Source organism: Dorea sp. Marseille-P4042, from assembly GCF_900290215.1.
In the GTDB taxonomy this organism is placed as follows: domain Bacteria; phylum Bacillota; class Clostridia; order Lachnospirales; family Lachnospiraceae; genus Dorea; species Dorea formicigenerans.
This window is the reverse complement of record NZ_OLMI01000002.1, coordinates 1,291,516-1,318,155: the sequence shown is the minus strand read 5'-3', so window position 1 is coordinate 1,318,155 and position 26,640 is coordinate 1,291,516. Positions and strand designations below refer to the sequence as shown.

39 protein-coding genes and 1 tRNA gene are annotated in these 26,640 nt (G+C 40.8%); all 40 read left to right on the top strand.

Annotated features, from left to right (window positions below):
- Nucleotides 1-22: 22 nt before the first annotated feature.
- The 40 genes from selB to C7E02_RS11865 all read left to right on the top strand — a co-directional run bounded on the left by selB (nucleotide 23) and on the right by C7E02_RS11865 (nucleotide 26,377).
- Complete coding sequence (gene selB / locus C7E02_RS12065; protein WP_005332409.1) at nucleotides 23-1,936, top strand: selenocysteine-specific translation elongation factor; 1,914 nt, start codon at nucleotides 23-25, stop codon at nucleotides 1,934-1,936.
- Nucleotides 1,936-2,835, top strand: a complete 900-nt coding sequence (locus C7E02_RS12060) for a selenium metabolism-associated LysR family transcriptional regulator (protein WP_105309666.1) — start codon at nucleotides 1,936-1,938, stop codon at nucleotides 2,833-2,835. The genes selB and C7E02_RS12060 overlap by 1 nt, the downstream gene beginning before the upstream one ends.
- 112 nt (nucleotides 2,836-2,947) lie before the next feature.
- Nucleotides 2,948-4,090, top strand: coding sequence for an aminotransferase class V-fold PLP-dependent enzyme (locus C7E02_RS12055; protein ID WP_203226961.1), 1,143 nt, complete (start codon nucleotides 2,948-2,950; stop codon nucleotides 4,088-4,090).
- Nucleotides 4,091-4,131: 41 nt separating this feature from the next.
- Nucleotides 4,132-4,368 carry a DUF3343 domain-containing protein gene (locus tag C7E02_RS12050; protein ID WP_005332406.1) on the top strand — a complete coding sequence of 79 codons (237 nt, stop codon included), beginning with the start codon at nucleotides 4,132-4,134 and terminating at the stop codon, nucleotides 4,366-4,368.
- Between the two features lie 81 nt (nucleotides 4,369-4,449).
- A tRNA-Sec gene (locus tag C7E02_RS12045) sits at nucleotides 4,450-4,547 on the top strand.
- 1,173 nt (nucleotides 4,548-5,720) lie between these two features.
- Complete coding sequence (gene ltrA, locus C7E02_RS12035) at nucleotides 5,721-7,004, top strand: group II intron reverse transcriptase/maturase (RefSeq protein WP_029731837.1); 1,284 nt, start codon at nucleotides 5,721-5,723, stop codon at nucleotides 7,002-7,004.
- Nucleotides 7,005-7,555: 551 nt separating this feature from the next.
- Nucleotides 7,556-7,873 (top strand): 30S ribosomal protein S10, encoded by a 318-nt coding sequence (rpsJ, locus tag C7E02_RS12030; protein WP_005332402.1) that lies wholly within the window; start codon nucleotides 7,556-7,558, stop codon nucleotides 7,871-7,873.
- A 72-nt stretch (nucleotides 7,874-7,945) separates the two neighbouring features.
- Nucleotides 7,946-8,626 (top strand): 50S ribosomal protein L3, encoded by a 681-nt coding sequence (gene rplC / locus C7E02_RS12025; RefSeq protein WP_029731230.1) that lies wholly within the window; start codon nucleotides 7,946-7,948, stop codon nucleotides 8,624-8,626.
- 29 nt (nucleotides 8,627-8,655) lie between these two features.
- The gene (gene rplD / locus C7E02_RS12020) at nucleotides 8,656-9,276 is read left to right on the top strand and encodes a 50S ribosomal protein L4 (protein ID WP_005332400.1); all 621 of its coding nucleotides are present in this window, start codon (nucleotides 8,656-8,658) and stop codon (nucleotides 9,274-9,276) included.
- Nucleotides 9,276-9,581, top strand: a complete 306-nt coding sequence (gene rplW, locus C7E02_RS12015; protein ID WP_005332398.1) for a 50S ribosomal protein L23 — start codon at nucleotides 9,276-9,278, stop codon at nucleotides 9,579-9,581. The genes rplD and rplW overlap by 1 nt, the downstream gene beginning before the upstream one ends.
- 88 nt (nucleotides 9,582-9,669) lie before the next feature.
- A complete protein-coding gene (gene rplB / locus C7E02_RS12010) occupies nucleotides 9,670-10,512 on the top strand; it encodes a 50S ribosomal protein L2 (RefSeq protein WP_105309665.1) in 843 nt (280 codons plus the stop codon).
- Nucleotides 10,513-10,535: 23 nt separating this feature from the next.
- On the top strand, nucleotides 10,536-10,817 hold the full coding sequence (gene rpsS, locus C7E02_RS12005) for a 30S ribosomal protein S19 (protein ID WP_005332391.1): 282 nt from the start codon (nucleotides 10,536-10,538) through the stop codon (nucleotides 10,815-10,817).
- Between the two features lie 26 nt (nucleotides 10,818-10,843).
- A complete protein-coding gene (gene rplV, locus C7E02_RS12000) occupies nucleotides 10,844-11,233 on the top strand; it encodes a 50S ribosomal protein L22 (RefSeq protein ID WP_005332390.1) in 390 nt (129 codons plus the stop codon).
- 11 nt (nucleotides 11,234-11,244) lie between these two features.
- A complete protein-coding gene (gene rpsC, locus C7E02_RS11995) occupies nucleotides 11,245-11,898 on the top strand; it encodes a 30S ribosomal protein S3 (RefSeq protein WP_005332389.1) in 654 nt (217 codons plus the stop codon).
- Between the two features lie 2 nt (nucleotides 11,899-11,900).
- Nucleotides 11,901-12,338 carry a 50S ribosomal protein L16 gene (gene rplP, locus C7E02_RS11990; protein ID WP_005332388.1) on the top strand — a complete coding sequence of 146 codons (438 nt, stop codon included), beginning with the start codon at nucleotides 11,901-11,903 and terminating at the stop codon, nucleotides 12,336-12,338.
- Nucleotides 12,328-12,534, top strand: coding sequence for a 50S ribosomal protein L29 (rpmC, locus tag C7E02_RS11985; protein WP_005332387.1), 207 nt, complete (start codon nucleotides 12,328-12,330; stop codon nucleotides 12,532-12,534). The genes rplP and rpmC overlap by 11 nt, the downstream gene beginning before the upstream one ends.
- Before the next feature lie 38 nt (nucleotides 12,535-12,572).
- Complete coding sequence (rpsQ, locus tag C7E02_RS11980) at nucleotides 12,573-12,827, top strand: 30S ribosomal protein S17 (RefSeq protein WP_005332385.1); 255 nt, start codon at nucleotides 12,573-12,575, stop codon at nucleotides 12,825-12,827.
- Nucleotides 12,828-12,846: 19 nt separating this feature from the next.
- Nucleotides 12,847-13,215: a 50S ribosomal protein L14 gene (gene rplN, locus C7E02_RS11975; protein ID WP_005332383.1), complete on the top strand. Its 369-nt coding sequence runs from the start codon at nucleotides 12,847-12,849 to the stop codon at nucleotides 13,213-13,215.
- Between the two features lie 14 nt (nucleotides 13,216-13,229).
- Complete coding sequence (gene rplX, locus C7E02_RS11970; protein WP_005332381.1) at nucleotides 13,230-13,541, top strand: 50S ribosomal protein L24; 312 nt, start codon at nucleotides 13,230-13,232, stop codon at nucleotides 13,539-13,541.
- A 22-nt stretch (nucleotides 13,542-13,563) separates the two neighbouring features.
- The gene (gene rplE, locus C7E02_RS11965) at nucleotides 13,564-14,103 is read left to right on the top strand and encodes a 50S ribosomal protein L5 (RefSeq protein ID WP_005332380.1); all 540 of its coding nucleotides are present in this window, start codon (nucleotides 13,564-13,566) and stop codon (nucleotides 14,101-14,103) included.
- Nucleotides 14,104-14,114: 11 nt separating this feature from the next.
- Nucleotides 14,115-14,300 carry a type Z 30S ribosomal protein S14 gene (locus tag C7E02_RS11960; protein WP_005332379.1) on the top strand — a complete coding sequence of 62 codons (186 nt, stop codon included), beginning with the start codon at nucleotides 14,115-14,117 and terminating at the stop codon, nucleotides 14,298-14,300.
- Between the two features lie 143 nt (nucleotides 14,301-14,443).
- Nucleotides 14,444-14,845 (top strand): 30S ribosomal protein S8, encoded by a 402-nt coding sequence (rpsH, locus tag C7E02_RS11955; protein ID WP_005339031.1) that lies wholly within the window; start codon nucleotides 14,444-14,446, stop codon nucleotides 14,843-14,845.
- 75 nt (nucleotides 14,846-14,920) lie between these two features.
- The gene (rplF, locus tag C7E02_RS11950; RefSeq protein ID WP_005332376.1) at nucleotides 14,921-15,463 is read left to right on the top strand and encodes a 50S ribosomal protein L6; all 543 of its coding nucleotides are present in this window, start codon (nucleotides 14,921-14,923) and stop codon (nucleotides 15,461-15,463) included.
- 17 nt (nucleotides 15,464-15,480) lie between these two features.
- Nucleotides 15,481-15,849, top strand: a complete 369-nt coding sequence (gene rplR / locus C7E02_RS11945) for a 50S ribosomal protein L18 (protein WP_005332375.1) — start codon at nucleotides 15,481-15,483, stop codon at nucleotides 15,847-15,849.
- Between the two features lie 14 nt (nucleotides 15,850-15,863).
- The gene (rpsE, locus tag C7E02_RS11940; RefSeq protein WP_005332371.1) at nucleotides 15,864-16,373 is read left to right on the top strand and encodes a 30S ribosomal protein S5; all 510 of its coding nucleotides are present in this window, start codon (nucleotides 15,864-15,866) and stop codon (nucleotides 16,371-16,373) included.
- 14 nt (nucleotides 16,374-16,387) lie between these two features.
- Nucleotides 16,388-16,567, top strand: coding sequence for a 50S ribosomal protein L30 (gene rpmD, locus C7E02_RS11935; RefSeq protein WP_005332368.1), 180 nt, complete (start codon nucleotides 16,388-16,390; stop codon nucleotides 16,565-16,567).
- A 28-nt stretch (nucleotides 16,568-16,595) separates the two neighbouring features.
- Nucleotides 16,596-17,036: a 50S ribosomal protein L15 gene (gene rplO / locus C7E02_RS11930; protein ID WP_005339030.1), complete on the top strand. Its 441-nt coding sequence runs from the start codon at nucleotides 16,596-16,598 to the stop codon at nucleotides 17,034-17,036.
- The gene (gene secY / locus C7E02_RS11925) at nucleotides 17,036-18,352 is read left to right on the top strand and encodes a preprotein translocase subunit SecY (protein WP_005332362.1); all 1,317 of its coding nucleotides are present in this window, start codon (nucleotides 17,036-17,038) and stop codon (nucleotides 18,350-18,352) included. The genes rplO and secY overlap by 1 nt, the downstream gene beginning before the upstream one ends.
- A gap of 58 nt (nucleotides 18,353-18,410) precedes the next feature.
- Nucleotides 18,411-19,055: an adenylate kinase gene (locus C7E02_RS11920; RefSeq protein WP_005332354.1), complete on the top strand. Its 645-nt coding sequence runs from the start codon at nucleotides 18,411-18,413 to the stop codon at nucleotides 19,053-19,055.
- 4 nt (nucleotides 19,056-19,059) lie between these two features.
- Nucleotides 19,060-19,824, top strand: coding sequence for a type I methionyl aminopeptidase (map, locus tag C7E02_RS11915; RefSeq protein ID WP_029731232.1), 765 nt, complete (start codon nucleotides 19,060-19,062; stop codon nucleotides 19,822-19,824).
- 78 nt (nucleotides 19,825-19,902) lie between these two features.
- Complete coding sequence (locus tag C7E02_RS11910) at nucleotides 19,903-20,157, top strand: KOW domain-containing RNA-binding protein (RefSeq protein ID WP_022279200.1); 255 nt, start codon at nucleotides 19,903-19,905, stop codon at nucleotides 20,155-20,157.
- A gap of 12 nt (nucleotides 20,158-20,169) precedes the next feature.
- A complete protein-coding gene (gene infA / locus C7E02_RS11905) occupies nucleotides 20,170-20,388 on the top strand; it encodes a translation initiation factor IF-1 (RefSeq protein WP_004607275.1) in 219 nt (72 codons plus the stop codon).
- Nucleotides 20,389-20,706: 318 nt separating this feature from the next.
- Nucleotides 20,707-20,820, top strand: coding sequence for a 50S ribosomal protein L36 (gene rpmJ, locus C7E02_RS11900; protein ID WP_005339020.1), 114 nt, complete (start codon nucleotides 20,707-20,709; stop codon nucleotides 20,818-20,820).
- Between the two features lie 246 nt (nucleotides 20,821-21,066).
- A complete protein-coding gene (rpsM, locus tag C7E02_RS11895) occupies nucleotides 21,067-21,435 on the top strand; it encodes a 30S ribosomal protein S13 (protein WP_005339006.1) in 369 nt (122 codons plus the stop codon).
- Between the two features lie 49 nt (nucleotides 21,436-21,484).
- Nucleotides 21,485-21,880, top strand: a complete 396-nt coding sequence (gene rpsK / locus C7E02_RS11890) for a 30S ribosomal protein S11 (RefSeq protein WP_005332330.1) — start codon at nucleotides 21,485-21,487, stop codon at nucleotides 21,878-21,880.
- A gap of 60 nt (nucleotides 21,881-21,940) precedes the next feature.
- On the top strand, nucleotides 21,941-22,534 hold the full coding sequence (gene rpsD / locus C7E02_RS11885; RefSeq protein ID WP_105309664.1) for a 30S ribosomal protein S4: 594 nt from the start codon (nucleotides 21,941-21,943) through the stop codon (nucleotides 22,532-22,534).
- A gap of 30 nt (nucleotides 22,535-22,564) precedes the next feature.
- Nucleotides 22,565-23,524, top strand: a complete 960-nt coding sequence (locus tag C7E02_RS11880) for a DNA-directed RNA polymerase subunit alpha (protein ID WP_005339004.1) — start codon at nucleotides 22,565-22,567, stop codon at nucleotides 23,522-23,524.
- A 161-nt stretch (nucleotides 23,525-23,685) separates the two neighbouring features.
- Nucleotides 23,686-24,222 carry a bL17 family ribosomal protein gene (locus tag C7E02_RS11875; protein WP_005332321.1) on the top strand — a complete coding sequence of 179 codons (537 nt, stop codon included), beginning with the start codon at nucleotides 23,686-23,688 and terminating at the stop codon, nucleotides 24,220-24,222.
- Nucleotides 24,223-25,125: 903 nt separating this feature from the next.
- A complete protein-coding gene (locus C7E02_RS20675; RefSeq protein ID WP_117612860.1) occupies nucleotides 25,126-25,239 on the top strand; it encodes a hypothetical protein in 114 nt (37 codons plus the stop codon).
- A 121-nt stretch (nucleotides 25,240-25,360) separates the two neighbouring features.
- Entirely contained in the window at nucleotides 25,361-26,377 is a 1,017-nt protein-coding gene (locus tag C7E02_RS11865) for a CPBP family intramembrane glutamic endopeptidase (RefSeq protein ID WP_105309663.1), read from the top strand.
- The last annotated feature ends 263 nt before the right edge of the window (nucleotides 26,378-26,640 follow it).

The window sequence follows — 26,640 nt, the reverse complement described above, 5'->3', positions numbered from 1 at the left end:
ACAATTAGGAGTATAGAGACAGATGAAGAATATTATCATTGGTACAGCTGGGCATATCGATCATGGAAAGACAACTTTGATCAAAGCTCTTACAGGAAGAAATACAGACCGCTGGGAAGAAGAACAGAAGAGAGGAATCACCATAGATCTTGGATTCACATATTTTGATCTTCCAAGTGGAGACCGTGCGGGAATTATCGATGTTCCTGGACATGAGAGATTTATCAACAATATGGTGGCCGGAGTTGTAGGAATGGATCTGGTGCTTCTTGTTATTGCGGCGGATGAAGGAATTATGCCGCAGACAAGGGAACATATGGATATCTTGCATCTTCTGGGAATTGAAAAGAGTATTATTGTCCTGAATAAATGCGATATCGTAGATGAAGAATGGCTGGAACTGGTGGAAGAGGAAGTGCGTGAAGAATTAAAAGGCACATTTCTGGAAAAAGCACCGGTATGTAAGGTGTCTGCTGCAACCGGTCAGGGACTGGAAGAACTGATTCAGGTGATCGAGCATATGACAAGTGATGAAGTTGTAGCTAAAGATGTGAATACAATTCCGAGACTTCCGATTGACCGCGCATTTACATTGTCTGGGTTTGGCACGATTATTACCGGAACCCTTGTGTCTGGTACGATTCGTAAAGAAGATACTCTGGAAATGTATCCGATTGGCAAAGAGTGCAAGATTCGCAGCATTCAGGTACATGGTCAGGATAAAAAAGAGTGTTATGCGGGACAACGTGTGGCAATTAATCTGTCTAATGTTAAGAAAAAAGAAATTCAGCGAGGCTGTGTGCTGGCACCGCCGGCAAGTATGAAAAATACAGACCTGCTGGATGTGAAGATGAATATACTGGACTCCTCTATGCGGGTATTGACGAATCATACGAGATTACATCTGTTTACAGGAACGAGTGAAATTTTATGCCGTGCAGTACTGCTTGATAAAGAAGAAATCGGACCAGGTGAGAGTGGATATGTTCAACTTCGCCTGGAAGATGAAATTGCAGTACGCAGAGGTGATAAGTTTGTAGTCCGTTTTTATTCTCCGATGGAGACGATTGGGGGAGGCGTGATTCTTGAGCCAAATCCGGGTGTGAAGAGACGTTTTCAACAAGATGTGATTGAAGAACTTAAGAGAAAAGAATCCGGTTCTTCAGCGGATGTAATTGAACTTCATATAAAAGAACATGGAGACACAATGATCACTTCTGCAGAACTTGCAAAGCTGACGGCATTGTCCATGGATGAGGTGAACCAGGATATAGAAGAATTAAAAGAGAATGGCCAGATTTATGTATTCCCGATGAAAAAAGATACATTTACATGGCATGCGGATTCAAAACGTGGAGCAGTACAGGCGATTGTGAAGAGTCTGGAATCCTATGAAAAAGAGAATCCGTATCGTTATGGAATGAAGAAAGCGGAAGTGCAGATGACACATTTTAAGGGAATGAAACCGAATGTGTTTGATAAAGTCATTGAGCTGTTGGAAACTGAGGGATATGTGAAACGTGTCGGAGAATTTTTGTGCACACCTCAGTTTGAAATAAAGAAAGATGAGACGTATAACAAGATAGCAAAGACCGTGCTTGGTACATTTGAAAGTGCGAAATATGACTTTGCAAAATATTCAGAGATTGACTTTGGAAAGACTCCAAGAGCAATGGCTGATGATATCCTGAATGTATTGCTGGTCGAGGGTAAAGTAGTAAAAATCGCAGAAGATATGTATACACTGACGGAATATATGGAAGAAGCAAAGAATATCATTCGGGAGAAATTAGCGGAAGATCCGGTGATTACGATTGCTCAGGTACGAGATATATTTGCGACCAGCCGAAAGAGTGCGAAACCAATTTTGGAATATATGGACAGTATCAAAGTTACCAAGAAAGTTGGAGCGGAAAGTGAAAGGGTAGCATACTAATGAACTTGAAACAATTAGAGGCTTTTGTACAGGTATCTGAAAGCGGCAGCTTTTCGAAGGCTGCCAAAGAACTTTTCCTGACACAGCCGACCATCAGTGCGCATATTTCCTCCCTGGAAAAGGAATTGAATGTACGGTTATTTATAAGAAATACAAAAGAAGTAAGTCTGTCAGATGACGGAAAAGATCTGTACCGTTATGCGAAGCAGATCACAGATCTTGAAAAGGCGATAGAAGAACGGTTTTATATGGATAGTGATGATGGAAAACATGTTATCACAATTGCGGCATCAACAATACCTGCGCAGTATCTTCTGCCGAAAGTATTGATGTGTTACAGAGAACGCTATCCAAAAGAGCAGATTAAGATTATGGAAACCGATAGTAGTGAAGTGGTTACACAGGTTGTAGATCACATGGTTGATGTCGGCTTTACAGGTACTGTACTTGAGAAAAAGCACTGCAAGTACATACCTTTCTATAAGGATGAACTGGCTGTGATCACTCCGGATACACCGGAATATAGAATACTGAAAGAACAGAATCGTGATGACATTGACTGGATCAAAAGGAAACCGCTGATTTTACGTGAAGAAGGATCAGGTACTAGAAAAGAAGCGGAAAAACAGTTGAAAAATGCTGGAATATCCATGGAGGCTTTGGATATTGTGGCGAGCATTGCGAATCAGGAGACAATTAAAAAGTCTGTAAAACAAGGCATGGGGATTACGGTTCTTTCCAGACTGGCAGCTGAGGATGAAGATGGCCTGCTTATATTCCCGATTCCGGGCGCTGATGAAGGACGAGATATCAATCTGGTCTATAATAAAAATTATCAGATGACAAGATCGGCAGACCGTTTTATCCGGATCGTAAAGGAAGTATATGACATAGAATAGTGGTTACGGAACATATAAGTGACTATGAAATATGCCAGTGACTTGTTTGAACAAAGAGATAGAATTAAGCTTATACAATAAATATATAGAAGCGACGAAAGGGGATATTAGCGTGATATATATGGATAATGCAGCAACGACTATGCATAAACCGAAGACGGTGATCGATGCGGTAGTCGCAGCTATGAGTTCTATGGGAAATGCCGGACGTGGTGCGAATGAGGCGTCTTTAAGTGCATCAAGAATTATTTATGATACGAGAGAAAGGCTTGCAAAATTATTTGGGGCAGAAAATCCGAAGCAGATTGTGTTTACAATGAATTCGACAGAAAGTCTGAATATTGCGATTAAAGGATTGATTGAACCGGGAGATCATGTGATCACAACCATGCTGGAGCATAACTCTGTGCTTCGACCACTCTATGAGATGGAAGACAGAGGCGCGAAGCTTACGATTATAAAAGCAGACAAGCAGGGGAATTTTTCCCTGGAAGATATGGAAGCTGCGATCACGCCAAAGACAAAAGCTATAGTATGTACCAATGGTTCCAATCTTACAGGAAATTATGTGGATGTTGCAGCTGTCGGTGAGATGGCACATAGACACGGAGTTCTTTTGATCGTAGATGCATCTCAGACGGCGGGAGTATTTCCGATTGATGTTCAGAAAATGAATATTGACGTGCTTTGTTTTACTGGACATAAAGGTCTGCTTGCTCCGCAGGGGACCGGAGGTCTGTATGTCAGAGAAGGGATCACAGTGCAACCATTGTTGAGCGGTGGAAGCGGAGTTCAGACTTACAATAAAAAACATCCGGTGGAGATGCCGACGGCATTGGAGGCAGGAACACTCAATGGTCATGGTATTGCGGGAATGAATGCAGCTCTTGCATATCTGAAAGAGACTGGAATTGACACGATCAGGGAGCGCGAGCAGGAACTGATGTGGAAATTTTATGAAGGTGTTAAAGATATTCCGAATGTTACGGTATATGGTGATTTCAGCACAAAGAACCGTTGTGCGATTGTCGCACTGAATATTGGAGATTATGATTCAGCAGAGGTCAGTGATGAATTGCTTACGGAATATGGTATTTCTACAAGACCGGGTGGTCATTGTGCTCCACTGGCACACGAAGCACTTGGAAATGTAGAACAAGGAGCAGTGAGGTTTAGTTTTTCCCATTACAATACAGATGAGGAAATTGAAACTGCAATCCGTGCAATTGAAGAGCTTGCACAGGATGAAGAGTAAAAAAGATAAAGCATAACTTGAGATAGAAAAGGAAGACACTGATGAGAAAAAAAGAATTGAAACTGGTAGTTACTTTCCATACAACTGCAGATGCGATGGCTATGGAAAAGGCATGTAAAGAGAATAATACACCGGGCAGAATCATCCCGGTTCCAAGAGCTATCTCAGCAGGATGTGGACTTTCCTGGTGCGCAGCACTTGACGAGAGAGAAGAAATCGTTGCCATGATGGAGAAAGTTGGGATTGAACCAGAAGACCTGCATGAGTGCCTTGTATAAAAAAATGCAATAAATACTTGTAAAATATCGAAAAATATGATATTCTATCATAGCGTGATTAAAACGTGCGTAATTTAATACGGGGGTAGTTGGGTAACTGGTGTGCCTCCTAGTCTTCAAAACTAGTGTGGGGCGTTAAGAGCGTCCCGGGTGGGTTCGATTCCCACATGCCTCCGCCAAAAGAGAGGATTCAGATCTATTGCAAGAGCGATGGATCTTTTTTATTACATCATGGAAAAATGTAAGAAAATGCATTTTTATATATAAAAACTCATTGAGAAAAACGAAAGAAATTGAAAATAGAATCTTTAAAATAATCAGGGAAGAAAAAAGGAGGACAATAAATTACAGGAAACTTCAAAAAAGAACGATAAGTTACAAAAATAATAGAAAAACATTATGAAAAGTATTAATTATATAGAAATACAATAAATAGAATGGGTAAATTGACTAAAAGAGTAGAGAATGAAAATGCTTATTTGTCATATCGTATAAAAATACAAAAAAACACTGGGATTCAATTGACGAAAGCGCTTGCAAGTGGTATATTATAAGCAACTTAAAGATGTTCAGACCAACGGCGGTTATCTTAATATGATTCATATAGATGACTGCTATTATATTTTGAGACATGTTTAAGTTAAATGACAACTTTGGTTGTGATTGCAGTTAAGCTGTTGCCGGCTGTTTCCCCCAAGAATAGTCTTGCAACGGTAAACTCCAATTAATATATATACTTCCTCTTCGGAGGAGCATTCCCCAGCTTTGTATATAATAACAAACTGCAATGCAACGAGGAAAACCTCTCAATGACATACCAAAAAGAAAGAGCACGACATGAGCAGATGTCGTGCTTTTTCTTTGTTTGCGCGCCATGGGCGCGCTCTAACGGGTGTAAGTCCCGAACATGCCCAGGTAGTGGGAAATGTATAGCCGAACAGCAAGGGTGTCTACCGTGAGGTGGAATCTGAAGGAAGCTGTAAGCAAATCTCTGGTCCGACGGACAGAAATCGCATATAAGGCTAGGCTTCGAGTGATAAGCTGGCAAAGAACAGCGAAGTCTAATAACTACCACGTTTGTAGAAGCAGAGTAAATGCGGCGGATATATGGAGAGAAAGAGCGTGCACCTTAAGCGTGGAGGTCTCACAGAGGTTTCATTAGCCTAGTAACAACGAACTGTGAGAAGTCAGCCGAGCCCATAGTAGTGAAGAAGTCTCTGTAATGGGGATGGAGCGAAGGGGCGAACAATCAATCAGTTTGAGTATGTCTCGTATTGCAGAAATGACAACATCTGCCGTAACCAATCGGGTAAAAGGTGGTCAAATCAAGCGAGACGGAAAGGAAAGAACGCATGGACACAAGTAATCTAATGGAGCAGATATTATCTAGTGATAATCTCAACAGAGCATATCTGCAAGTCGTACGAAACAAAGGTGCTGAGGGAGTGGACGGAATGAAGTACACAGAACTGAAGGAACACCTTGCAAAGAACGGCGAAACCATCAAGGGACAGTTGAGGACAAGAAAATATAAGCCTCAGCCAGTACGAAGAGTGGAGATACCAAAGCCTGATGGCGGTGTCAGAAACCTGGGAGTACCAACAGTAACAGACAGATTCATACAACAAGCCATCGCACAGGCGTTAACACCAATCTATGAGGAACAGTTCCATGACCACAGTTACGGATTCAGACCTAATAGATGTGCACAGCAGGCAATTCTAACGGCACTTGATATAATGAATGACGGAAATGACTGGATTGTAGACATCGACTTGGAAAAGTTCTTTGACACAGTAAACCATGATAAGCTAATGACTTTAATTGGAAGAACAATTAAGGACGGAGATGTCATCTCTATTGTAAGGAAGTATCTAGTGAGCGGAATTATGATAGACGATGAGTATGAGGATTCCATTGTGGGAACTCCACAAGGCGGAAACCTTTCTCCATTGCTGGCAAACATCATGCTCAATGAACTTGATAAGGAAATGGAAAAGAGAGGGCTTAACTTTGTACGATATGCAGATGACTGTATTATCATGGTCGGAAGTGAAATGTCTGCGAATAGAGTTATGAGAAATATCTCACGATTCATCGAAGAAAAGCTAGGGCTCAAGGTCAACATGACTAAGAGTAAAGTAGACAGACCAAGCGGACTTAAATACCTTGGATTTGGGTTCTACTTTGATTCAAGAGCGCATCAGTTTAAGGCAAAACCACATGCAAAATCAGTAGCGAAGTTTAAGAAGAGAATGAAAGAACTCACATGCCGTAGTTGGGGTGTTAGCAACAGCTGTAAAGTGGAGAAGCTCAATCAGCTCATAAGAGGTTGGATTAACTACTTCAAGATAGGCAGTATGAAAACACTATGCAAGGAATTAGATTCAAGAATCCGTTATCGGCTTCGCATGTGCATTTGGAAACAATGGAAAACACCACAGAATCGAGAGAAGAACCTTGTAAAACTTGGAATAGACAGAAACACAGCTAGACGAGTTGCATACACAGGTAAAAGAATAGCTTATGTATGTAACAAAGGCGCAGTAAATGTTGCTATAAGTAACAAAAGATTAGCCTCATTTGGACTAATCACAATGTTAGATTACTACACCGAAAAGTGTGTTACTTGTTAAGTTGATTGAACCGCCGTATACGGAACCGTACGTACGGTGGTGTGAGAGGTCGGAATTTCTCATTTAAGAGAAATTCCTCCTACTCGATTGTCCGATAAAATAAGCTGAGAGATGACTCCCGCCTCTATAGGTGGTGAGAAACAAGCTGGTATCAGTGACGGGAGCCAATCCCCCCAGCTGATATAGCCTCCGGCAGGATTGCAAAGGTGCGCAAACCTTGAAAATACGTGATTTTTAGATTGTACTGGAAAAAGTACAAAAAAATAAAAAAAAGACTTGCATTATTGCCTTGGATTAGATATACTAAGAGAGCTGTGACATGATAGCAATGAAGCGTGAGGTTGCCGTCGAGAATGACGGGTTTTCCGTGGAGCGAATGTCAAGTTAGGAAACTGGCGACAAGTCACTGTACGAATCAAAAACTGATTACTGATTACCATTAGGTATAAGTATGAAACAACGTGTGAGTTTCTCACGACACACACGGGAGAGTGTACAGTCACCGCTTGTCGTACTGAAGTTAAAAGTACGAAAAGGAGGCGACTTTTTTTATGGCAAGTCAAGTAATGAGAATCACATTAAAAGCGTATGATCATCAGTTAGTAGATGCATCCGCAAAAAAAATCATCGAAACTGTAAAGAAGAACGGAGCACAGGTGAGCGGACCGGTTCCACTTCCAACTAAGAAGGAAGTTGTAACAATCTTAAGAGCTGTTCACAAGTACAAAGACTCCAGAGAGCAGTTCGAGCAGAGAACTCATAAGAGACTGATCGATATCGTAACACCTACACAGAAGACTGTAGATGCGCTATCAAGATTAGAGATGCCGGCAGGTGTTTATATCGATATCAAAATGAAAAACAAATAAGACACAGTAATTCCTAAAATTTAGGATGAACGCCAAGCTGCGTTCCGCTGTAAATCACAGGAGGTAATTATAATGAAGAAAGCTATCTTAGCTACAAAAGTCGGAATGACTCAGATCTTCAATGAAGACGGAACACTGACACCTGTAACTGTACTTCAGGCTGGTCCTTGTGTAGTAACACAGATCAAGACTGTAGAGAATGACGGTTACGAAGCTGTACAGGTTGGATTCGTTGACAAGAAAGACAAAACTGTAAACAAAGACAAAAATGGTAAAAAGGAAATCGTTCATCGTCATGGTGTAACCAAGGCTGAGCAGGGACATTTCGCAAAAGCTGGAGTAACTGGAAAGAGATTCGTAAAAGAGTTCAAATTCGAGAACACAGCTGATTATGCACTTGCACAGGAGATCAAAGCTGACATTTTTGAAGCTGGCGACAAGATCGACGCTACTGCCATTTCTAAAGGAAAAGGATTCCAGGGTGCTATTAAGAGACACAACCAGCACAGAGGACCTATGGCTCACGGTTCTAAATTCCATCGTCATCAGGGATCTAACGGTGCTGCATCTGATCCGAGTAAAGTATTCAAAGGAAAGAAGATGCCAGGACACATGGGAAGCAAAAAGATTACAATTCAGAATCTTGAAGTTGTCCGTGTAGATGCAGAGAACAACCTTCTTTTAGTAAAAGGCTCTGTACCGGGACCTAAGAAATCCTTAGTAACAATTAGAGAAGCAGTAAAAGCTAACTAGGTTTTGACGAGGAAGGAGGAAGACTTAAAATGGCAAACGTATCTGTTTATAATATCGAAGGTAAAGAAGTTGAGACAATCGAATTAAGCGATGCGGTATTTGGTGTTGAGGTTAACGAGCACCTTGTACACATGGCAGTTGTTAATCAGCTTGCAAATAACCGTCAGGGAACACAGAAAGCTAAAACACGTTCTGAAGTTTCCGGTGGTGGAAGAAAACCATGGAGACAGAAAGGAACTGGTCATGCAAGACAGGGTTCAACAAGAGCTCCACAGTGGACAGGCGGCGGAGTAGTATTCGCACCAGTACCGAGAGATTACTCATTCAAGATGAACAAGAAAGAGAAGAGAGCAGCTCTGAAATCCGCTCTTACTTCCAGAGTAGAAGAGAACAAGTTCATCGTAGTTGACTCACTTACATTTGATGAGATCAAAACAAAGAATGTAGCAAACGCACTTAAGAACTTAAACGTATCTAAAGCATTAGTAGTATTAGAGGACGGAAATGTTAACGCAGAGCTTTCTGCAAAGAATATCGCTGGTGTTAAAACAGCTAAAACTAATACGATCAATGTGTATGATGTTATGAAATACAACACAGTAATCGCAACAAAGGCTGCTGTTAAAGCAATCGAGGAGGTGTACGCATAATGGCAAACGTTCAGTATTATGATGTAATCCTTAAACCAGTTGTAACTGAGAAGACAATGGAGCTCATGGGAGATAAGAAATACACATTCCTTGTACACCCGGAAGCAACAAAATCTCAGATCAAAGAAGCCGTTGAGAAAATGTTCGACGGAACAAAGGTAGCGAAAGTTAACACAATGAACTGCGAAGGAAAGAAGAAAAGAGTTCGCGGAACATTCAAATATGGTAAGACTGCTGCAACAAAGAAAGCAATCGTACAGTTAACTGAGGACAGCAAAGATATTGAGATCTTCCAGGGTCTCTAAGATCTTTGGAGAGCACATGAGGAAACTCGCCGTGCTCAATGCATACGGAAAGCAACCGTGATAATAAACAATCGAAAGGAGAAACACCATGGGAATTAAGACATATAACCCATATACGCCTTCCAGAAGACAGATGACTGGTTCTGATTTTTCAGAAATCACAAAAAAGACACCAGAGAAATCTCTGTTAGCTCCAAAGAGCAGACAGGCAGGCCGTAACAACCAGGGAAAAATCACAGTTAGACACCGCGGAGGCGGAGCTAAGAAAAAATATAGAATTATCGACTTCAAGAGAAGAAAAGATGGAATCGCTGCTACAGTAATCGGTATCGAGTACGATCCGAACAGAACAGCTAACATCGCTCTGATCTGCTACGAAGATGGTGAGAAAGCTTATATCCTTGCACCAGAAGGATTAAAAGACGGCATGACAGTCATGAATGGACCAGAGGCTGAGGTTAGAGTAGGAAACTGCTTGCCACTTTCTCAGATTCCAGTAGGTACACAGATCCACAACATCGAGCTTCACCCAGGAAAGGGCGGACAGATGGTTCGTTCTGCTGGTAACAGCGCTCAGTTAATGGCTAAAGAAGGAAAGTATGCAACACTGAGACTTCCTTCAGGAGAGATGAGAATGGTTCCGCTTGAGTGCAGAGCTTCTATCGGAGTAGTAGGAAATGGTGACCACAACCTGATCAACATTGGTAAAGCAGGTCGTACACGTCACATGGGTATCAGACCGACAGTTCGTGGTTCTGTTATGAACCCGAATGACCATCCGCATGGTGGTGGTGAAGGTAAGACTGGAATCGGACGTCCGGGTCCATGTACACCTTGGGGTAAACCAGCACTTGGTCTTAAGACAAGAAAGAAAAATAAAGCTTCTAACAAGATGATCGTAAGAAGAAGAGATGGTAAATCTATTAAATAGTTTTCGTAAGGAGGTTAGAACCTATGGCACGTTCAGTTAAAAAAGGCCCATTCGCAGATGCAAGCCTGCTTAAGAAGGTTGACGCAATGAACGCAGCAGGAGACAAGTCTGTAATCAAGACATGGTCCCGCCGTTCTACAATCTTCCCAAGCATGGTTGGACATACAATCGCCGTTCACGACGGAAGAAAACATGTACCTGTATATGTAACAGAAGATATGGTTGGACACAAACTCGGAGAGTTCGTAGCAACCAGAACATACAGAGGACATGGAAAAGACGAGAAGAAATCAAAAGTTAGATAATTATATTGTGAAAGGAGGGTTCATCCATGGCTAAAGGACAACACAGATCCCAGATTAAGAGAGAAAGAAATGCTAACAAAGATACGAGACCTTCTGCTAAGTTATCTTATGCAAGAGTTTCCGTACAGAAAGCATGCTTCGTATTGGATGCCATCAGAGGTAAGGATGTACAGACAGCACTTGGTATTTTAACTTATAATCCAAGATATGCTTCTAGTTTAATAAAGAAATTATTAGAGTCAGCAATCGCAAATGCTGAGAACAATAACGGTATGAATGCTGAGAACCTTTATATTGCAGAGGCTTATGCAAACAAAGGACCAACAATGAAGAGAATCAGACCTAGAGCACAGGGTAGAGCTTACAGAATCGAGAAGAGAATGAGCCACATTACACTCGTGCTTGATGAAAGATAAGGAGGACAATCATGGGACAGAAAGTTAATCCTCATGGCTTAAGAGTCGGTGTTATCAAAGACTGGGACTCTAAGTGGTATGCAGAAAAGGATTTTGCAGACTACCTGGTAGAAGACCATGAAATCAGAACGTATCTTAAGAAGAGATTATACAGCGCTGGTGTTTCCAAGATCGAGATCGAAAGAGCATCTGATCGCGTTAAGATTACAATTTATACAGCTAAACCGGGTGTTGTTATCGGTAAAGGCGGAGCTGAGATCGAGAAAGTAAAAGGTGAGCTTGCACAGTTTACTGACAAGAAATTAGTTGTTGATATCAAAGAGATCAAGAGACCGGATAAAGACGCTCAGTTAGTAGCAGAGAATATCGCATTACAGCTTGAGAACCGTATTTCATTCAGACGTGCTATGAAATCATGCATGTCCAGAACAATGAAGTCTGGAGCACTCGGAGTTAAAACTTCCGTATCCGGACGTCTTGGTGGAGCTGATATGGCTCGTACAGAGTTCTACAGCGAGGGAACAATCCCACTTCAGACACTGAGAGCAGACATTGACTACGGATTCGCTGAAGCAAACACAACTTATGGTAAAGTTGGAGTTAAAGTTTGGATTTACAAAGGCGAGGTTCTTCCGGAGAGAGCACATAAGGAAGGAGATAGATAATCATGTTAATGCCAAAAAGAGTAAAACGTCGTAAACAATTCCGTGGTTCCATGAAGGGTAAAGCTCTTCGCGGAAACAAGATTACTAATGGTGAATATGGTATCGTTGCAATGGAGCCATGCTGGATCCGTTCCAACCAGATCGAGGCTGCCCGTGTTGCTATGACTCGTTATATCAAACGTGGTGGTAAAGTTTGGATCAAAATATTCCCTGATAAACCTGTAACTACGAAACCAGCTGAGACACGTATGGGTTCTGGAAAAGGAACCTTAGAGTACTGGGTAGCAGTTGTTAAACCGGGTCGCGTAATGTTCGAGATTTCCGGAGTAGCTGAGGAAGTAGCTAAAGAAGCTCTTCGTCTTGCAACACACAAGCTGCCATGTAAATGTAAAGTAGTTTCTCGCGCAGACTTAGAAGGCGGTGATAACAGTGAAAATTAATGCATTTGTAGAAGATTTAAAGACAAAATCAGCTGCAGAGCTGAATGAAGAATTAGTAGCTGCTAAAAAGGAACTCTTCAACTTAAGATTCCAGAACGCAACAAATCAGTTAGACAACACAAGCAGAATCAAAGAAGTTAGAAGAAATATTGCCAGAATTCAGACAGTAATTACTGAAAAGGCAGCTCAGAATTAAGAGTAGACTCATAAACCCCAGGAAAGGAGTTACAGACTGTGGAAAGAAATCTTAGAAAAACCAGAGTTGGTAAGGTTATCAGTAATAAAATGGATAAAACCATCGTTGTTGCAATCGAAGATCATGTAAAACATCCGCTTTACAAAAAGATTGTAAAGAAGACATATAAGCTGAAAGCTCATGATGAGAACAATGAATGCAACATCGGAGACAAAGTAAAAGTTATGGAAACAAGACCTCTGTCAAAAGACAAGAGATGGAGACTTGTTGAAGTTATGGAAAAAGTGAAATAGTATAAGGAGGGAAACCTGCATGATACAGCAAGAAAGCAGACTTAAAGTAGCAGACAACACAGGTGCGAAAGAGTTACTGTGTATCCGCGTACTTGGCGGTTCAACAAGAAGATATGCAAGTATCGGAGACGTTATTGTTGCGACTGTTAAAGATGCAACACCAGGCGGCGTTGTTAAAAAAGGCGATGTAGTTAAAGCTGTAGTTGTTCGTACTGTAAACAGTACTCGCCGTAAAGATGGATCTTACATCCGTTTCGACGAAAACGCTGCTGTAATTATAAAAGACGATAAGACACCAAGAGGAACCCGTATCTTTGGGCCAGTAGCAAGAGAGCTTCGTGACAAACACTTCATGAGAATTGTTTCCTTAGCTCCGGAAGTACTGTAGGGAGGTGCAAAGGAATGGCAATGTTAAAAATTAAAAAAGGTGATACAGTTAAAGTTATCGCTGGTAAAGATAAAGACAAAGAAGGCAAAGTTATCGCTGTAGATCACAAGAACGGAAGAGTTACTGTAGAAGGCGTTAACATGCTTACAAAGCATACAAAACCTAGCATGACAAACCAGAATGGTGGAATCGTTCACCAGGAAGGATCTATCGACATTTCCAACGTTATGTACTTACACAAAGGTAAAGCTACAAGAGTTGGAATCAAAATGGATGGAGACAAGAAAGTTCGTTTTGCAAAATCTACTGGTGAAGTGATCGATTAATTGAGGAAGGAGGGCTTAAGCTTTGAGTAGACTGAAAGAACAGTACCAGAACGAAATCGTTGATGCATTAACGAAAAAGTTCGGTTATAAGAATATTATGGAAGTGCCAAAACTTGATAAAGTTGTAATCAACATGGGTGTTGGCGAGGCAAAAGACAATGCAAAACTGTTAGATTCCGCAATTGCTGATCTTGAGAAGATCACAGGACAGAAAGCAGTTGTTTGTAGAGCTAGAAAGTCCGTTGCTAACTTCAAACTGAGAGAAGGAATGGCAATCGGTTGTAAAGTTACTTTAAGAGGAGAGAAGATGTATGAGTTCGTTGACCGTCTGGTTAACCTTGCACTCCCTCGTGTACGTGACTTCAGAGGTGTAAATCCTAACGCATTTGACGGAAGAGGAAATTACGCTCTTGGTATCAAAGAACAGCTTATCTTCCCTGAGATTGAGTATGATAAGGTTGACAAGGTAAGAGGTATGGATATCATCTTCGTTACAACAGCGAATACAGATGAAGAGGCTCGTGAGCTGCTTACACAGTTCAATATGCCTTTTACAAAATAGGGAGGTAAATTATGGCTAAGACAGCAATGAAAGTAAAACAGCAGCGTCAGCAGAAATTCTCTACAAGAGAATATAATCGTTGCAGAATTTGTGGACGTCCTCATGCATATTTAAGAAAATATGGTATCTGCCGTGTTTGCTTCCGTGAACTGGCATACAAAGGACAGATTCCAGGCGTTAAGAAAGCAAGCTGGTAGGCACTGAACACTTGGCGAGGCCAAGCGCCCAGCGCCGGCCGAGTTTGGTGAGAAGGCCGTTCTCTGAGTCTGGCGAGGTATTCCACGAGCCCGGCGAAGAGAACTACATTAAACAATCCATCAGAAGAGGAGGAAAACAATTCATGACTATGAGCGATCCAATTGCAGATATGCTTACAAGAATCCGTAATGCAAATACTGCTAAACATGATACAGTAGATGTACCTTCATCCAAGATGAAGCTTGCAATCGCAAATATCTTATTAGATGAAGGATATATCGAGAAATATGACATCGTAGAAGATGGAGTATTCAAAACAATCCATATTACATTAAAATATGGTGCAGACAAGAATGAGAAAGTTATCACAGGACTTAGAAGAATTTCTAAACCAGGTCTTCGTGTATACGCTAACAGCGCAGATCTTCCGAGAGTACTTGGAGGACTGGGAACAGCGATCATTTCTACAAACCACGGTGTAATCACTGACAAAGAAGCTAGAAAGCTTGGCGTTGGTGGAGAAGTTCTCTGCTACATTTGGTAGTCACTGAACAATTGAAACTGAAAACAGAGTGAGCAAAGACTCATTCCGAGAATCTAAGTTAAGGAGGATTTAGATATGTCACGTATCGGAAGACATCCAATCGCAATCCCGGCAGGAGTTACTGTTGAGATTAAAGAAAACAATGTAGTGACTGTAAAAGGTCCAAAAGGAACACTTGAGAAAGCACTTCCTACAGAGATGGAAATCAAGCAGGAAGGTGATGAAGTTGTTGTAACAAGACCAAACGATTTAAAGAAAATGAAATCTTTACATGGTCTTACAAGAACACTGATCAATAACATGGTTATTGGTGTAACAAACGGATACGAGAAAGTCCTGGAAGTTAACGGTGTTGGATACAGAGCAGCAAAATCAGGAAACAAATTAACACTGAACCTTGGTTATTCTCATCCAGTTGAGATGACAGATCCTGAAGGCGTTGAGACAGTAGTTGAAGGTCAGAACAAGATCATCGTTAAAGGAATCAGTAAAGAAAAAGTTGGCCAGTTTGCGGCTGAGATCAGAGACAAGAGAAGACCGGAGCCTTATAAAGGTAAAGGTATTAAGTATGCTGATGAAGTTATCAGACGTAAAGTTGGTAAGACTGGTAAAAAATAAGTAAGGAGAGTGTGAAAATGGTTAGCAAGAAATCAAGAAGTGAAGTTCGTGTAAACAAGCACAGAAAATTACGTAACCGTTTAGCTGGAACAACAGAGTGTCCACGCTTAGCTGTGTTTAGAAGTAATAATCATATGTATGCTCAAATTATTGACGATACAGTTGGAAATACACTGGTTTCCGCTTCCACTCTTCAGAAAGATGTGAAAGCAAACCTTGAGAAAACTAACAACGTTGATGCAGCAGCATATTTAGGAAAAGTCATTGCCGAGAAGGCACTTGAGAAAGGTATTAAAGACGTTGTCTTCGATAGAGGCGGATTTATTTACCAGGGTAAAATTCAGGCATTAGCAGACGCAGCTAGAGAAGCTGGGTTGAATTTCTAGAAGGAGGAGCACACATGAGACAGGAACGTATTGATGCTAGTCAGTTAGAGCTAGAAGAAAAAGTAGTGTCAATTAAACGTGTAACGAAAGTTGTTAAGGGTGGCCGTAATATGAGATTCACAGCTTTAGTAGTTGTTGGTGACAAGAACGGTCATGTTGGCGCTGGTTTAGGAAAAGCTACTGAGATTCCGGAAGCAATCCGCAAAGGTAAAGAGGATGCTGCAAAGAACCTTATCAAAGTAGCATTAGATGAGAACGATAGTATTACACATGATTTTATCGGAAAATTCGGAGGAGCTTCCGTGCTTCTTAAGAAGGCTCCGGAAGGAACTGGAGTTATCGCCGGTGGTCCGGCACGTGCCGTAATCGAGATGGCAGGAATCAAGAACATTCGTACAAAATCTCTTGGTTCAAACAATAAGCAGAACGTTGTTCTTGCAACTGTTGAGGGATTACGTCAGGTAAAAACTCCGGAAGCAGTAGCTAAACTTCGCGGTAAATCAGTAGAAGAAATCTTAGGCTAAGGAGGAAGAGTGAAATGGCAGATTTAAAAGTAACATTAGTAAAATCTACAATTGGAGCTGTTCCGAAGCATAAGAAAACTGTTGAAGCTTTAGGTTTAAAGAAGCTTAATAAGACAGTAGTTCTGCCGGATAACGCAGCTACAAGAGGAATGATCAAACAGGTTCAGCACCTGGTAAAAGTTGAAGAAGCATAGATTAAAATTCAGATAAGGAGGTGTCACAATGGATTTATCAAACTTAAGACCTGCTGATGGAGCAAAACAGAGTGATAATTTCAGAAGAGGACGTGGACACGGTTCTGGAAATGGTAAGACAGCTGGTAAGGGACACAAAGGTCAGAAAGCTCGTTCTGGAGCACCAAGACCAGGTTTCGAAGGTGGTCAGATGCCATTATATAGAAGAATACCTAAGAGAGGATTTACAAACAGAAATTCTAAGACTATCGTTGGAATTAACGTAAGTGCTCTTGAAGTATTTGACAATGATGCAGTTGTTTCCGTAGAAACACTGATCGAGCAGGGAATCGTTAAGAATCCAAGAGATGGTGTTAAGATTCTTGGTAATGGTGAGCTCACAAAGAAGCTTACTGTTCAGGCAAATGCATTTAGTGCTGGTGCGGTAGCTAAGATTGAGGCGTTAGGTGGAAAAGCAGAGGTGATCTAATGTTAGAGACATTTCGAAGGGCATTTCAAACAAAGGATATTCGTAGAAAACTTGGATATACTTTTTTGATGTTGATCGTAATCAGACTGGGATCACAGTTGCCTACACCAGGAGTAGATCCGACTTATATTAAAGAGTTTTTTGCTCAGAATTCCGGGGAGGCGTTCAACTTGTTTAACGCTTTCACCGGAGGCTCTTTTGAGCAGATGTCAATTCTGGCATTGAGCATTACTCCATACATTACATCTTCCATTATTGTTCAGCTTCTTACAATCGCAATTCCGAAACTTGAGGAGATGCAGAAAGATGGAGAAGATGGAAGAAAGAAGATTGTAGCAATTACACGTTATCTGACAGTTGGACTTGCTCTTATGGAGTCAACAGCTATGGCCGTTGGTTTCGGAAGACAGGGACTTTTGAAAGAATTTAATTTTGTGAATGCTGCAATCGTAGTTCTTACACTGACCGCAGGCTCTACATTTCTGATGTGGATTGGTGAGCGGATTACTGAAAAAGGTGTAGGAAATGGAATTTCAATTGTGTTGGTAATTAATATTATCTCACGTATTCCAAGCGATATGACAACGCTCTTTACGAAATTCGTAAAAGGAAAAAGTCTCGCATCAGGTGGACTTGCTGTTGTTATTATAGTTGCTATTATCCTCGTACTTGTTGTATTCGTAGTAGTACTTCAGGACGGCGAGAGAAGAATTGCAGTACAGTATTCACAGAAGGTGATGGGAAGAAGAACTTACGGTGGACAGTCCACGAACATTCCGCTGAAAGTCAATACTGCAGGTGTTATCCCGATTATCTTTGCATCTTCATTGATGCAGTTCCCGATTGTGATTGCAACATTTGCCGGCAAGGGAAATGGAACAGGAATCGGAAGCGAGATTTTAAGAGGTCTTAATCAGGGTAACTGGTGTAATCCTCAGATGCCGAAATATAGCTGGGGACTGGCAGTATACATCATTTTGACAGTATTTTTTGCTTATTTCTATACATCAATTACATTTAATCCGTTAGAGATTGCAAATAACATGAAGAAAAATGGTGGATTTATCCCGGGTATCCGTCCAGGAAAACCGACTGTTGAGTATTTGACAAAGATTCTGAATTACATTATCTTTGTTGGCGCATGTGGTCTTGTATTGATTCAGCTTGTACCGATCATTTTTAATGGATGGTTAGGAGCAAGCGTGTCCTTTGGTGGTACATCACTGATTATCATTGTCAGTGTAATCTTAGAGACACTTAAGCAGATCGAGTCACAGATGCTTGTACGAAATTACAAAGGTTTTTTAAATAAATAAGCAGGATAACTCGCGGAAGATTCTTTCGCGGGTTATTATGCTATAAAGGAGAGTAATTATGAAGATTATTATGTTAGGTGCGCCAGGAGCTGGAAAAGGCACACAGGCTAAGAAAATTGCAGCTAAGTACGAAATCCCACACATTTCTACTGGAGATATCTTCAGAGCTAATATCAAAGAGGGAACAGAGCTTGGTAAAAAAGCAAAAACATATATGGATCAGGGACTTCTTGTACCGGATGAACTGGTAGTTGATCTCGTAGTTGACCGTGTGAATCAGGAAGACTGCAAGAATGGATATGTTCTGGATGGATTTCCGAGAACCATTCCTCAGGCAGAAGCACTTGATAAAGCACTGGCAGAGCTTGGACAGAAGATGGATTATGCAATTGATGTAGATGTACCGGATGAGAATATCATTCACCGTATGGGTGGACGTCGTGCCTGTGTTGGCTGTGGAGCTACATACCATCTGGAATATGCTCCTACAAAAGTTGAAGGAATCTGTGATGCATGTGGTAAAGAACTCATTCTTCGTGATGATGATAAACCGGAGACAGTAAAGAAACGTCTTGATGTATATCACGAGCAGACACAGCCACTGATTGATTACTACACAAATGCAGGAATCTTAAAGACAGTTGACGGAACAGTTGACATTGATGTTGTGTTCCAGAACATTGTGGAGATTTTAGGAGCGTAACAGCATGCCGGTCACGATAAAATCAGCAAGAGAAATTGAACTAATGGCAGAAGCCGGAAGAATTCTTGAGATTGTACATAATGAACTACGTGACGCGCTCCATGTGGGGATGAGTACGCTGGATATCGACAGATTAGGAGAAGAGATTATACGCAGTTATGATTGTATTCCTTCCTTCCTGAATTATAACGGATATCCGGCATCCATCTGCGTATCTCTGAATCAGGAAGTTGTTCATGGAATACCGGACAAACACCGACTGATTCAGGACGGAGATATTGTAAGTCTGGATGCAGGAGTCATCTACAAGGGGTATCATTCAGATGCGGCCAGAACTTATGGAGTAGGTGAAATCAGTAAAGAAGCAAAAAATCTGATGCAGATAACAAAAGAATGTTTCTTTGAAGGTATAAAATATGCCAGAGAAGGTAATCATTTATTTGATATATCCGGTGCGATCGGAGATTACGCCGAAGAACATGGATATGGTGTGGTTCGTGATCTGTGTGGACACGGAATTGGAACACATCTGCATGAGGCACCTGAAATTCCGAATTTCAGGATGAACCGGAAGGGAATGCTTCTGAAAGCAGGTATGACATTAGCGATTGAACCAATGATCACAGCAGGTGGTCATGAAGTTGACTGGCTGGATGATGACTGGACAGTTGTCACCAGAGATGGTTCACTAGCAGCACATTATGAAAATACAGTGCTGATCACAGAGGGAGAACCAAAACTTCTCTCGCTTAGTGAGAAGGTATTATAATAGAAGAAAACGATCTGACAGTCAGATTCGAACTCAATATTATGATTCGAGAGAAACTCAAATATAGGAGAGATCGCTATGGAACAGTTTGAAACAGGAATGATGGCCCGGTCCCAAAGTGGACATGATGCCGGAAAGGTGTATGTAATCACAAAGGTTGAAGAGGCATACGTATATTTAGTGGATGGAAAAGTAAGAACACTGGATAAGCCGAAAAAGAAAAAGAAGAAGCATGTCCAGTTGATCAAAGAAAGCTTTGATATTCAGGGCGCCACAGATGTGGACATAAAAAGATGGATCAAAATTTGGAATAAGGAAGATAATCAGAATTAGGAGGAAGCGTATATGTCAAAGGCTGACGTAATAGAAATTGAAGGAACAGTAGTAGAAAAATTACCAAACGCAATGTTTCAGGTTGAACTTGAGAATGGACATCAGGTTCTGGCACACATCAGCGGAAAACTTAGAATGAACTTTATCAAGATCTTACCAGGAGATAAAGTAACACTTGAGTTATCCCCATATGATCTTTCAAAAGGAAGAATTATCTGGAGAGATAAATAGGAAGAGATTTAAAATAATCTTGAAAAGGATATAGAAATATATCTGAAAATTCGAAAATAGACATTAAAATAAGCTAAAAAATACTCGAAAAAAATAATCGAAAAAATTAAAAAAACTCAAGAAAAAGTATTGACTTTATTTGAGATATAATGCTACAATATATAAGCGCGTTTCTGGGCGCTTATATTTGCGTTATCATATATTTGAAGAACAGTCGGTGATACAGTCTTCAGATATTTTCATGAGTTGCAAAATGATATGATAAAAGAAACCGTGCGAAACAAAAGGCAGAGCAATGGATGAAAGGAGGATCCCCTAATGAAGGTTAGATCATCAGTAAAACCAATTTGCGAAAAATGCAAAGTAATCAAAAGAAAAGGAAGCGTTCGCATTATCTGCGAAAACCCGAAACACAAACAGAGACAGGGTTAATTAATTAGGCGGCTGATAGTCAGGACACGCCAGGCGGTGTGTAGAGACTATTTTAAATATACAAGGAACACCTTTAGCCGGTGATGATTCCTCGTATATTGCTTCTAATGCCGGTCCGTCATTACCGCGCAGCTTCCATAAAAGATGCGGTGACCGGAAAGGGCATGATACCGAACATGCCTGGGACATGGAGATGTGTCCCCTATTAAAGACGATAACAAACAAAGAAAGTGGAGGAACAGTCACATGGCACGTATTGCAGGTGTAGATTTACCAAGAGACAAACGAGTTGAGATCGGATTAACTTATATCTACGGAATCGGTAGAACAAGCGCAACCCGTATCTTAGCACAGGCAGGAGTTAATCCTGATATTCGTTGTAGAGATCTTACAGACGACGATGTAAAGAAAATCAGTGCAGTAATCGACGAGACTCAGACTGTAGAAGGAGATCTTAGAAGAGAGATCGCTCTGAACATCAAGAGATTACAGGAGATCGGATGCTATAGAGGAATCCGTCACAGAAAAGGACTTCCGGTTCGTGGTCAGAAGACTAAGACAAATGCAAGAACAAGAAAAGGTCCTAAGAGAACAGTAGCAAACAAGAAGAAATAAGTAACAAATAACAAATAACACAAAAAGGAAAGCGTAGGTTAGTTTTATTATGGCAAAGAAAGTTACAAAGAAAGTGACAAAGAAACGTGTCAAGAAAAACGTTGAACATGGACAGGCTCACATTCAGTCATCTTTTAATAACACAATCGTTACATTAACAGATGCTCAGGGAAATGCTCTTTCATGGGCAAGTGCGGGCGGTCTTGGATTTAGAGGTTCAAGAAAATCTACCCCTTATGCAGCTCAGATGGCAGCTGAAACAGCAGCTAAAGCAGCATTAGTACATGGTTTAAAATCAGTTGACGTAATGGTTAAAGGACCAGGTTCAGGTAGAGAAGCAGCAATCCGTGCACTTCAGGCATGCGGAATCGATGTAACAAGCATCAGAGACGTAACACCGGTACCACACAATGGTTGCCGTCCGCCGAAGCGCAGAAGAGTCTAGTTACAATAATTACGTTAATGGATTGTAGTATCCGAATATTTATAGGAGGAAAATTAAAACATGGCAGTAAATAGAGTTCCGGTTCTTAAAAGATGTAGATCCCTCGGTATGGATCCAGTATATTTAGGAATTGATAAAAAGTCCAACAGACAGTTAAAGAGATCCAATAGAAAGATGAGCGAGTATGGTCTTCAGTTACGTGAGAAACAGAAAGCGAAATTCATTTATGGTGTATTAGAGAAACCTTTCAGAAACTACTTCGAGAAAGCTCAGCGTATGAACGGAATGACAGGTGATAACCTGATGATCCTTCTTGAGTCCAGACTTGACAACGTAGTATTCCGTATGGGATTTGCTAGAACAAGACGTGAAGCTAGACAGATCGTTGATCATAAGCATGTACTTGTAAACGGTAAGCAGGTAAATATTCCATCTTACCTGGTCAAAGCTGGTGATACAGTAGAGATCAAAGAGGCTAAAAAGAGCTCTCCAAGATACAAAGAGATCGTAGAGGTCACAGGTGGACGTATGGTTCCAGACTGGTTAGAAGTAGATCAGGAGAACCTGAAAGGAACAGTTAAAGAGCTTCCTGCACGTGAAGCAATTGATGTTCCAGTTGACGAGATGTTGATTGTCGAGTTATATTCTAAATAATAACCAGTAACCCCACAGGAGGTGGACTTAGTGTTTGATTTTAATAAACCCAATATAGAAATAACAGAGATTTCAGAAGATAAGAAGTATGGAAGATTTGTTGTAGAGCCTTTGGAAAGAGGTTATGGAACAACATTAGGTAATTCTCTTCGCAGAATTATGCTTTCATCATTACCAGGATCTGCTATCAGCCAGGTAAAGATTGATGGTGTTCTGCATGAGTTCAGCTCCATCCCAGGAGTGAAAGAAGACGTTACCGAGATCATCATGAACCTGAAGTCACTGGCTATCAAAAATACATCTGAGACAGATGAGCCGAAGACTGCATATATCGAGTTCGAGGGTGAAGGTGTTGTCACAGCTGCAGATATACAGGTAGATCAGGATATTGAGATCATGAATCCAGAGACTGTTATCGCTACATTGAATGGTGGAGCAGACAGCAAATTATATATGGAGCTGACCATTACAAAGGGCAGAGGATATGTAAGTGCTGAGAAGAATAAGAACGATGAGTTACCAATTGCAGTAATCCCAATCGATTCTATTTACACCCCAGTGGAGCGCGTGAATCTCACAGTTGAGAATACACGTGTCGGACAGATTACAGATTTTGATAAACTGACATTAGATGTATATACAAATGGTACATTACTTCCAGATGAGGCAGTCAGCCTTGCTGCAAAGGTGTTGAGCGAGCATCTGAAACTCTTTATTGATCTGTCAGAAGTAGCACAGGCTGCTGAAGTCATGATTGAGAAAGAAGATGACGAGAAAGAGAAAGTGCTTGAGATGAGCATTGATGAACTTGAGTTATCTGTTCGTTCATACAACTGTCTGAAGAGAGCTGGAATCAACACAGTTGAAGAGCTCACAAACAGAACATCTGAGGATATGATGAAAGTTCGTAACCTTGGACGTAAGTCACTGGAAGAAGTTCTTGCTAAGCTTGATGAATTAGGATTAAGCTTAAGCAAAGGAGAAGAGTAAACACTGAATACTTATAGGAATGTGAGCCGTAAGGTGATACATTCGTTAAGCATTCAGTGAAATAGATGTTATCTGCTGGTAAGACCGTAAGAGCACAGCAGAGCATTTGGCTAGTAAGCCCGAAGAGTATAACCAAGTGTTAAATATGGAGGAAATTTAAAATGGCAAAGTATAGAAAACTCGGCAGAACATCAAGCCAGAGAAAAGCTTTATTAAGAAACCAGGTAACAGCACTTCTGAATAACGGAAAAATCGTTACAACAGAAGCTAAGGCTAAAGAGATCCGCAAGATTGCTGAAGGTCTTATTGCTATGGCTGTAAAAGAGAAAGATAACTTCGAAGAAGTTACTGTAAAAGCTAAAGTTGCTCGTAAAGACGAGAATGGCAAGAGAGTAAAAGAAGTTGTAGACGGAAAGAAGAAAACAGTTTACGACGAAGTTGACAAGACAATCAAGAAAGATATGCCTAGCAGACTTCACGCTCGCCGCCAGATGCTGAAAGTTCTTTACCCTGTAACAGAGGTTCCTACAGCACAGGCTGGAAGAAAGAAAAACACAAAAGAAGTTGATCTTGTTGCTAAATTATTCGACGAGATCGCACCAAAATACGCAGATCGTAAAGGTGGATACACAAGAATCGTTAAGATTGGTCAGCGTAAAGGTGATGCAGCTATGGAAGTTCTTATCGAGCTTGTATAATTGCAAATACTTCGATAATCTGAATAAGATAATTTTAAAGCTGTCATGTGAAAACATGGCAGCTTTTTGTAATTTGTAAGAAAATAAAATATTTGCAAATAAGATATGTTGTCTTGTAGTTTACGATAGAAGGGATAGCGGTATAATAGGATATAAGGTGCGAGCTGAGAAATCAGCATAGCTGATTTCCCCTAGCAAGCGGAAGTAATTCAGCAAGCTTTGGTAAGCTGATAATAATACAGTAGGAAAATCCTATCAGGTAAGGTCTAACCAACCGCCTGTACCGAGTCCTTGGAGTCGAAGCGGTAACGTTAGGTTTAAGCGTAGGACAGGGAGCAACAGAGCCGAAACGAAAGTGAAGTGATTGAGCTGGGAAATTATTATGAGGTTGGAAATGGTCGATGTGTTCTTATTCACAGCAGACAATATCGTTGTAACCGTTAGGGCGAGGTTATGATGGCATCCCCCAGTCAGAGAACTTGGCGAGGTTGATGATAAGTATGTTATCGGAACAGCTGAGGTCCTATTATCTCCTCAAATGAGGTATGATGTACAATCAAAGGAATAAGAGAGGAAGTCAAACGGATAATAGGAAGTCCGAGTGCTCATAGTACCGAAGAAACTGCTAATCACAGTGGAGGGAAGGGGCACACCTTATATGGATGTAAAGAATTATTGCGTGGACAAGAGAGCCAATTAGTGTAATGCTCGAAGTTGAAGTATAGGGTTAAGCCGTATGCCTTAATAGGGCATGTACGGTTTGAATGAGGGATATGGGGAGCAATCCCCATATCTACTTAAGCATACGATGTGCTTATCGTCTTGCCTGACAGGGAAGAATATTAGACATTTAACTCCAGAGCGATATTGTCAGAGAAAAATGGAAGGAATAGACAGTGATATTTGTTAGCTGAAACTGCAAGATTACAAAGAAAATCGGACAGACGGTCTATATTTGTTGTCCGCTATCATTTCAATGAAGATGCAAAGGAAACAATGCAGGAGAAAATCAACTGAATGCTGGTTGCAGAAGCAAGCCGAATGGCAGTGTATTAGAATTAGGTGGATGTAATTGGAAAAATAGTATGATATCATGTAGGTAACAAATTAGAAGCTATAAGGAGGAATTAAGAAATTAATGCAAACAGAGAAAAAACAGCTTTTAATCTATGTGATTGTAGCATATGGAATTACCTATGTGCAGGGACTTCTGATGTGGTATGGCTATGGAAAAGATCTTGATCTCAGTGCTTTTCCAAAGGCGCAGATGTTGTATCCAGCAGCCGGTGTGATGATGGCTTATTTAATTACTAAAAAGGAAGATAAAAATCTTCCAAAGACCTTTTACATATTCTTTGTGGCGCTTACGGCGGTGCTGGTTGTCTGCACGGCGGCTTCTGTTCTGGCTCCGAAAAATATAGATCTGATGGGCACGATGTTTTCTCAGTGGGGGCTGATTTTGGAGTGCATTATGATAGGTGGCAGTGTTATTTTCTGGCTTCTTCTTCTGGCATCCGGTAATGAAAAGTGCAGAGTCTATGGATTGAACAGTGGCCATTGGAATATATCTGTTCTTATGATTCTGTTGTTTATCGGCTTATATCTTCTCAGATTTTTGATTGCCAGCGCTTTCAGAGGTCAGCTTTCTGAATTTGGCAAAATAATGGTAAATCCTGCTACTTGGAGCATGTTTTTTACTGTTTTGATGAATTTTTTCATATCAGTAGTGGCATTCTTCGGAGAAGAATACGGGTGGAGATATTATCTTCAACCTCTTCTTCAGAAGAAATTTGGTCTGAAAGGCGGCGTGATACTTCTGGGTTGTGTGTGGGCTGTATGGCATCTGCCGATAGACTTCTTCTATTATACTACGCCGGATATGGGGCTGACGGCTCTGGCAAGCCAGTTTGTTACCTGTATTTCACTGGGGCTTTTTATGGCATATACTTATATGAAAACTCAGAATATCTGGGTTCCGATAATTATTCATTTTCTGAATAATAATATGGCGGTAGTTTTTTCAGGAACATACTCTGCGGATGTACTTCAGAATCAGCAAATCCACTGGGGAGATATTCCTGTGGCACTGGTAATTAATCTGCTGCTCTTTGGCTGGGTGATATTTCTGAAGTCATTTAAGGAGAAAAAAGAATAATAATAAGTTCATTCAAATTATTTAGATTAATTCTGAAGCACTATGGAGATGAGACGCTGACAATCATAGAGGCTAATGCCGAATATGATTGTCGCTTTATGTTGCCAAGCATACGTCAAAACATATATTCTTACAACATACTTCTTCCTTAATCAGCGTAAATTAAAACTTCAGGAGCAAGCCAATAAACAGGAATACAAAGCAAAATACATGCCTGTGTGCGACTTGGGTACAAAGGCATGTATTTGCTTATAAGTATTCCG

Bases quoted from the DNA above. Each gene is read 5' to 3' on its own strand.
- rplB (WP_105309665.1), top strand. From the start codon at position 9,670: ATGGGAATTAAGACATATAACCCATATACGCCTTCCAGAAGACAGATG.
- map (WP_029731232.1), top strand. From the start codon at position 19,060: ATGCCGGTCACGATAAAATCAGCAAGAGAAATTGAACTAATGGCAGAA.
- rplV (WP_005332390.1), top strand. From the start codon at position 10,844: ATGGCTAAAGGACAACACAGATCCCAGATTAAGAGAGAAAGAAATGCT.
- C7E02_RS11910 (WP_022279200.1), top strand. From the start codon at position 19,903: ATGGAACAGTTTGAAACAGGAATGATGGCCCGGTCCCAAAGTGGACAT.
- rplC (WP_029731230.1), top strand. From the start codon at position 7,946: ATGAAGAAAGCTATCTTAGCTACAAAAGTCGGAATGACTCAGATCTTC.
- rplF (WP_005332376.1), top strand. From the start codon at position 14,921: ATGTCACGTATCGGAAGACATCCAATCGCAATCCCGGCAGGAGTTACT.
- C7E02_RS11875 (WP_005332321.1), top strand. From the start codon at position 23,686: ATGGCAAAGTATAGAAAACTCGGCAGAACATCAAGCCAGAGAAAAGCT.
- rplP (WP_005332388.1), top strand. From the start codon at position 11,901: ATGTTAATGCCAAAAAGAGTAAAACGTCGTAAACAATTCCGTGGTTCC.
- rpmJ (WP_005339020.1), top strand. From the start codon at position 20,707: ATGAAGGTTAGATCATCAGTAAAACCAATTTGCGAAAAATGCAAAGTA.
- rpsK (WP_005332330.1), top strand. From the start codon at position 21,485: ATGGCAAAGAAAGTTACAAAGAAAGTGACAAAGAAACGTGTCAAGAAA.
- C7E02_RS11960 (WP_005332379.1), top strand. From the start codon at position 14,115: ATGGCTAAGACAGCAATGAAAGTAAAACAGCAGCGTCAGCAGAAATTC.
- rplO (WP_005339030.1), top strand. From the start codon at position 16,596: ATGGATTTATCAAACTTAAGACCTGCTGATGGAGCAAAACAGAGTGAT.
- rpsM (WP_005339006.1), top strand. From the start codon at position 21,067: ATGGCACGTATTGCAGGTGTAGATTTACCAAGAGACAAACGAGTTGAG.
- rpsJ (WP_005332402.1), top strand. From the start codon at position 7,556: ATGGCAAGTCAAGTAATGAGAATCACATTAAAAGCGTATGATCATCAG.
- rplW (WP_005332398.1), top strand. From the start codon at position 9,276: ATGGCAAACGTTCAGTATTATGATGTAATCCTTAAACCAGTTGTAACT.
- rplD (WP_005332400.1), top strand. From the start codon at position 8,656: ATGGCAAACGTATCTGTTTATAATATCGAAGGTAAAGAAGTTGAGACA.
- rplN (WP_005332383.1), top strand. From the start codon at position 12,847: ATGATACAGCAAGAAAGCAGACTTAAAGTAGCAGACAACACAGGTGCG.
- rpsC (WP_005332389.1), top strand. From the start codon at position 11,245: ATGGGACAGAAAGTTAATCCTCATGGCTTAAGAGTCGGTGTTATCAAA.
- secY (WP_005332362.1), top strand. From the start codon at position 17,036: ATGTTAGAGACATTTCGAAGGGCATTTCAAACAAAGGATATTCGTAGA.
- C7E02_RS11920 (WP_005332354.1), top strand. From the start codon at position 18,411: ATGAAGATTATTATGTTAGGTGCGCCAGGAGCTGGAAAAGGCACACAG.
- infA (WP_004607275.1), top strand. From the start codon at position 20,170: ATGTCAAAGGCTGACGTAATAGAAATTGAAGGAACAGTAGTAGAAAAA.
- rpmD (WP_005332368.1), top strand. From the start codon at position 16,388: ATGGCAGATTTAAAAGTAACATTAGTAAAATCTACAATTGGAGCTGTT.
- rplX (WP_005332381.1), top strand. From the start codon at position 13,230: ATGGCAATGTTAAAAATTAAAAAAGGTGATACAGTTAAAGTTATCGCT.
- rpsD (WP_105309664.1), top strand. From the start codon at position 21,941: ATGGCAGTAAATAGAGTTCCGGTTCTTAAAAGATGTAGATCCCTCGGT.
- ltrA (WP_029731837.1), top strand. From the start codon at position 5,721: ATGGACACAAGTAATCTAATGGAGCAGATATTATCTAGTGATAATCTC.
- C7E02_RS12050 (WP_005332406.1), top strand. From the start codon at position 4,132: ATGAGAAAAAAAGAATTGAAACTGGTAGTTACTTTCCATACAACTGCA.
- C7E02_RS11865 (WP_105309663.1), top strand. From the start codon at position 25,361: ATGCAAACAGAGAAAAAACAGCTTTTAATCTATGTGATTGTAGCATAT.
- rplR (WP_005332375.1), top strand. From the start codon at position 15,481: ATGGTTAGCAAGAAATCAAGAAGTGAAGTTCGTGTAAACAAGCACAGA.
- rpsH (WP_005339031.1), top strand. From the start codon at position 14,444: ATGACTATGAGCGATCCAATTGCAGATATGCTTACAAGAATCCGTAAT.
- C7E02_RS12060 (WP_105309666.1), top strand. From the start codon at position 1,936: ATGAACTTGAAACAATTAGAGGCTTTTGTACAGGTATCTGAAAGCGGC.
- rpsS (WP_005332391.1), top strand. From the start codon at position 10,536: ATGGCACGTTCAGTTAAAAAAGGCCCATTCGCAGATGCAAGCCTGCTT.
- rpsE (WP_005332371.1), top strand. From the start codon at position 15,864: ATGAGACAGGAACGTATTGATGCTAGTCAGTTAGAGCTAGAAGAAAAA.
- selB (WP_005332409.1), top strand. From the start codon at position 23: ATGAAGAATATTATCATTGGTACAGCTGGGCATATCGATCATGGAAAG.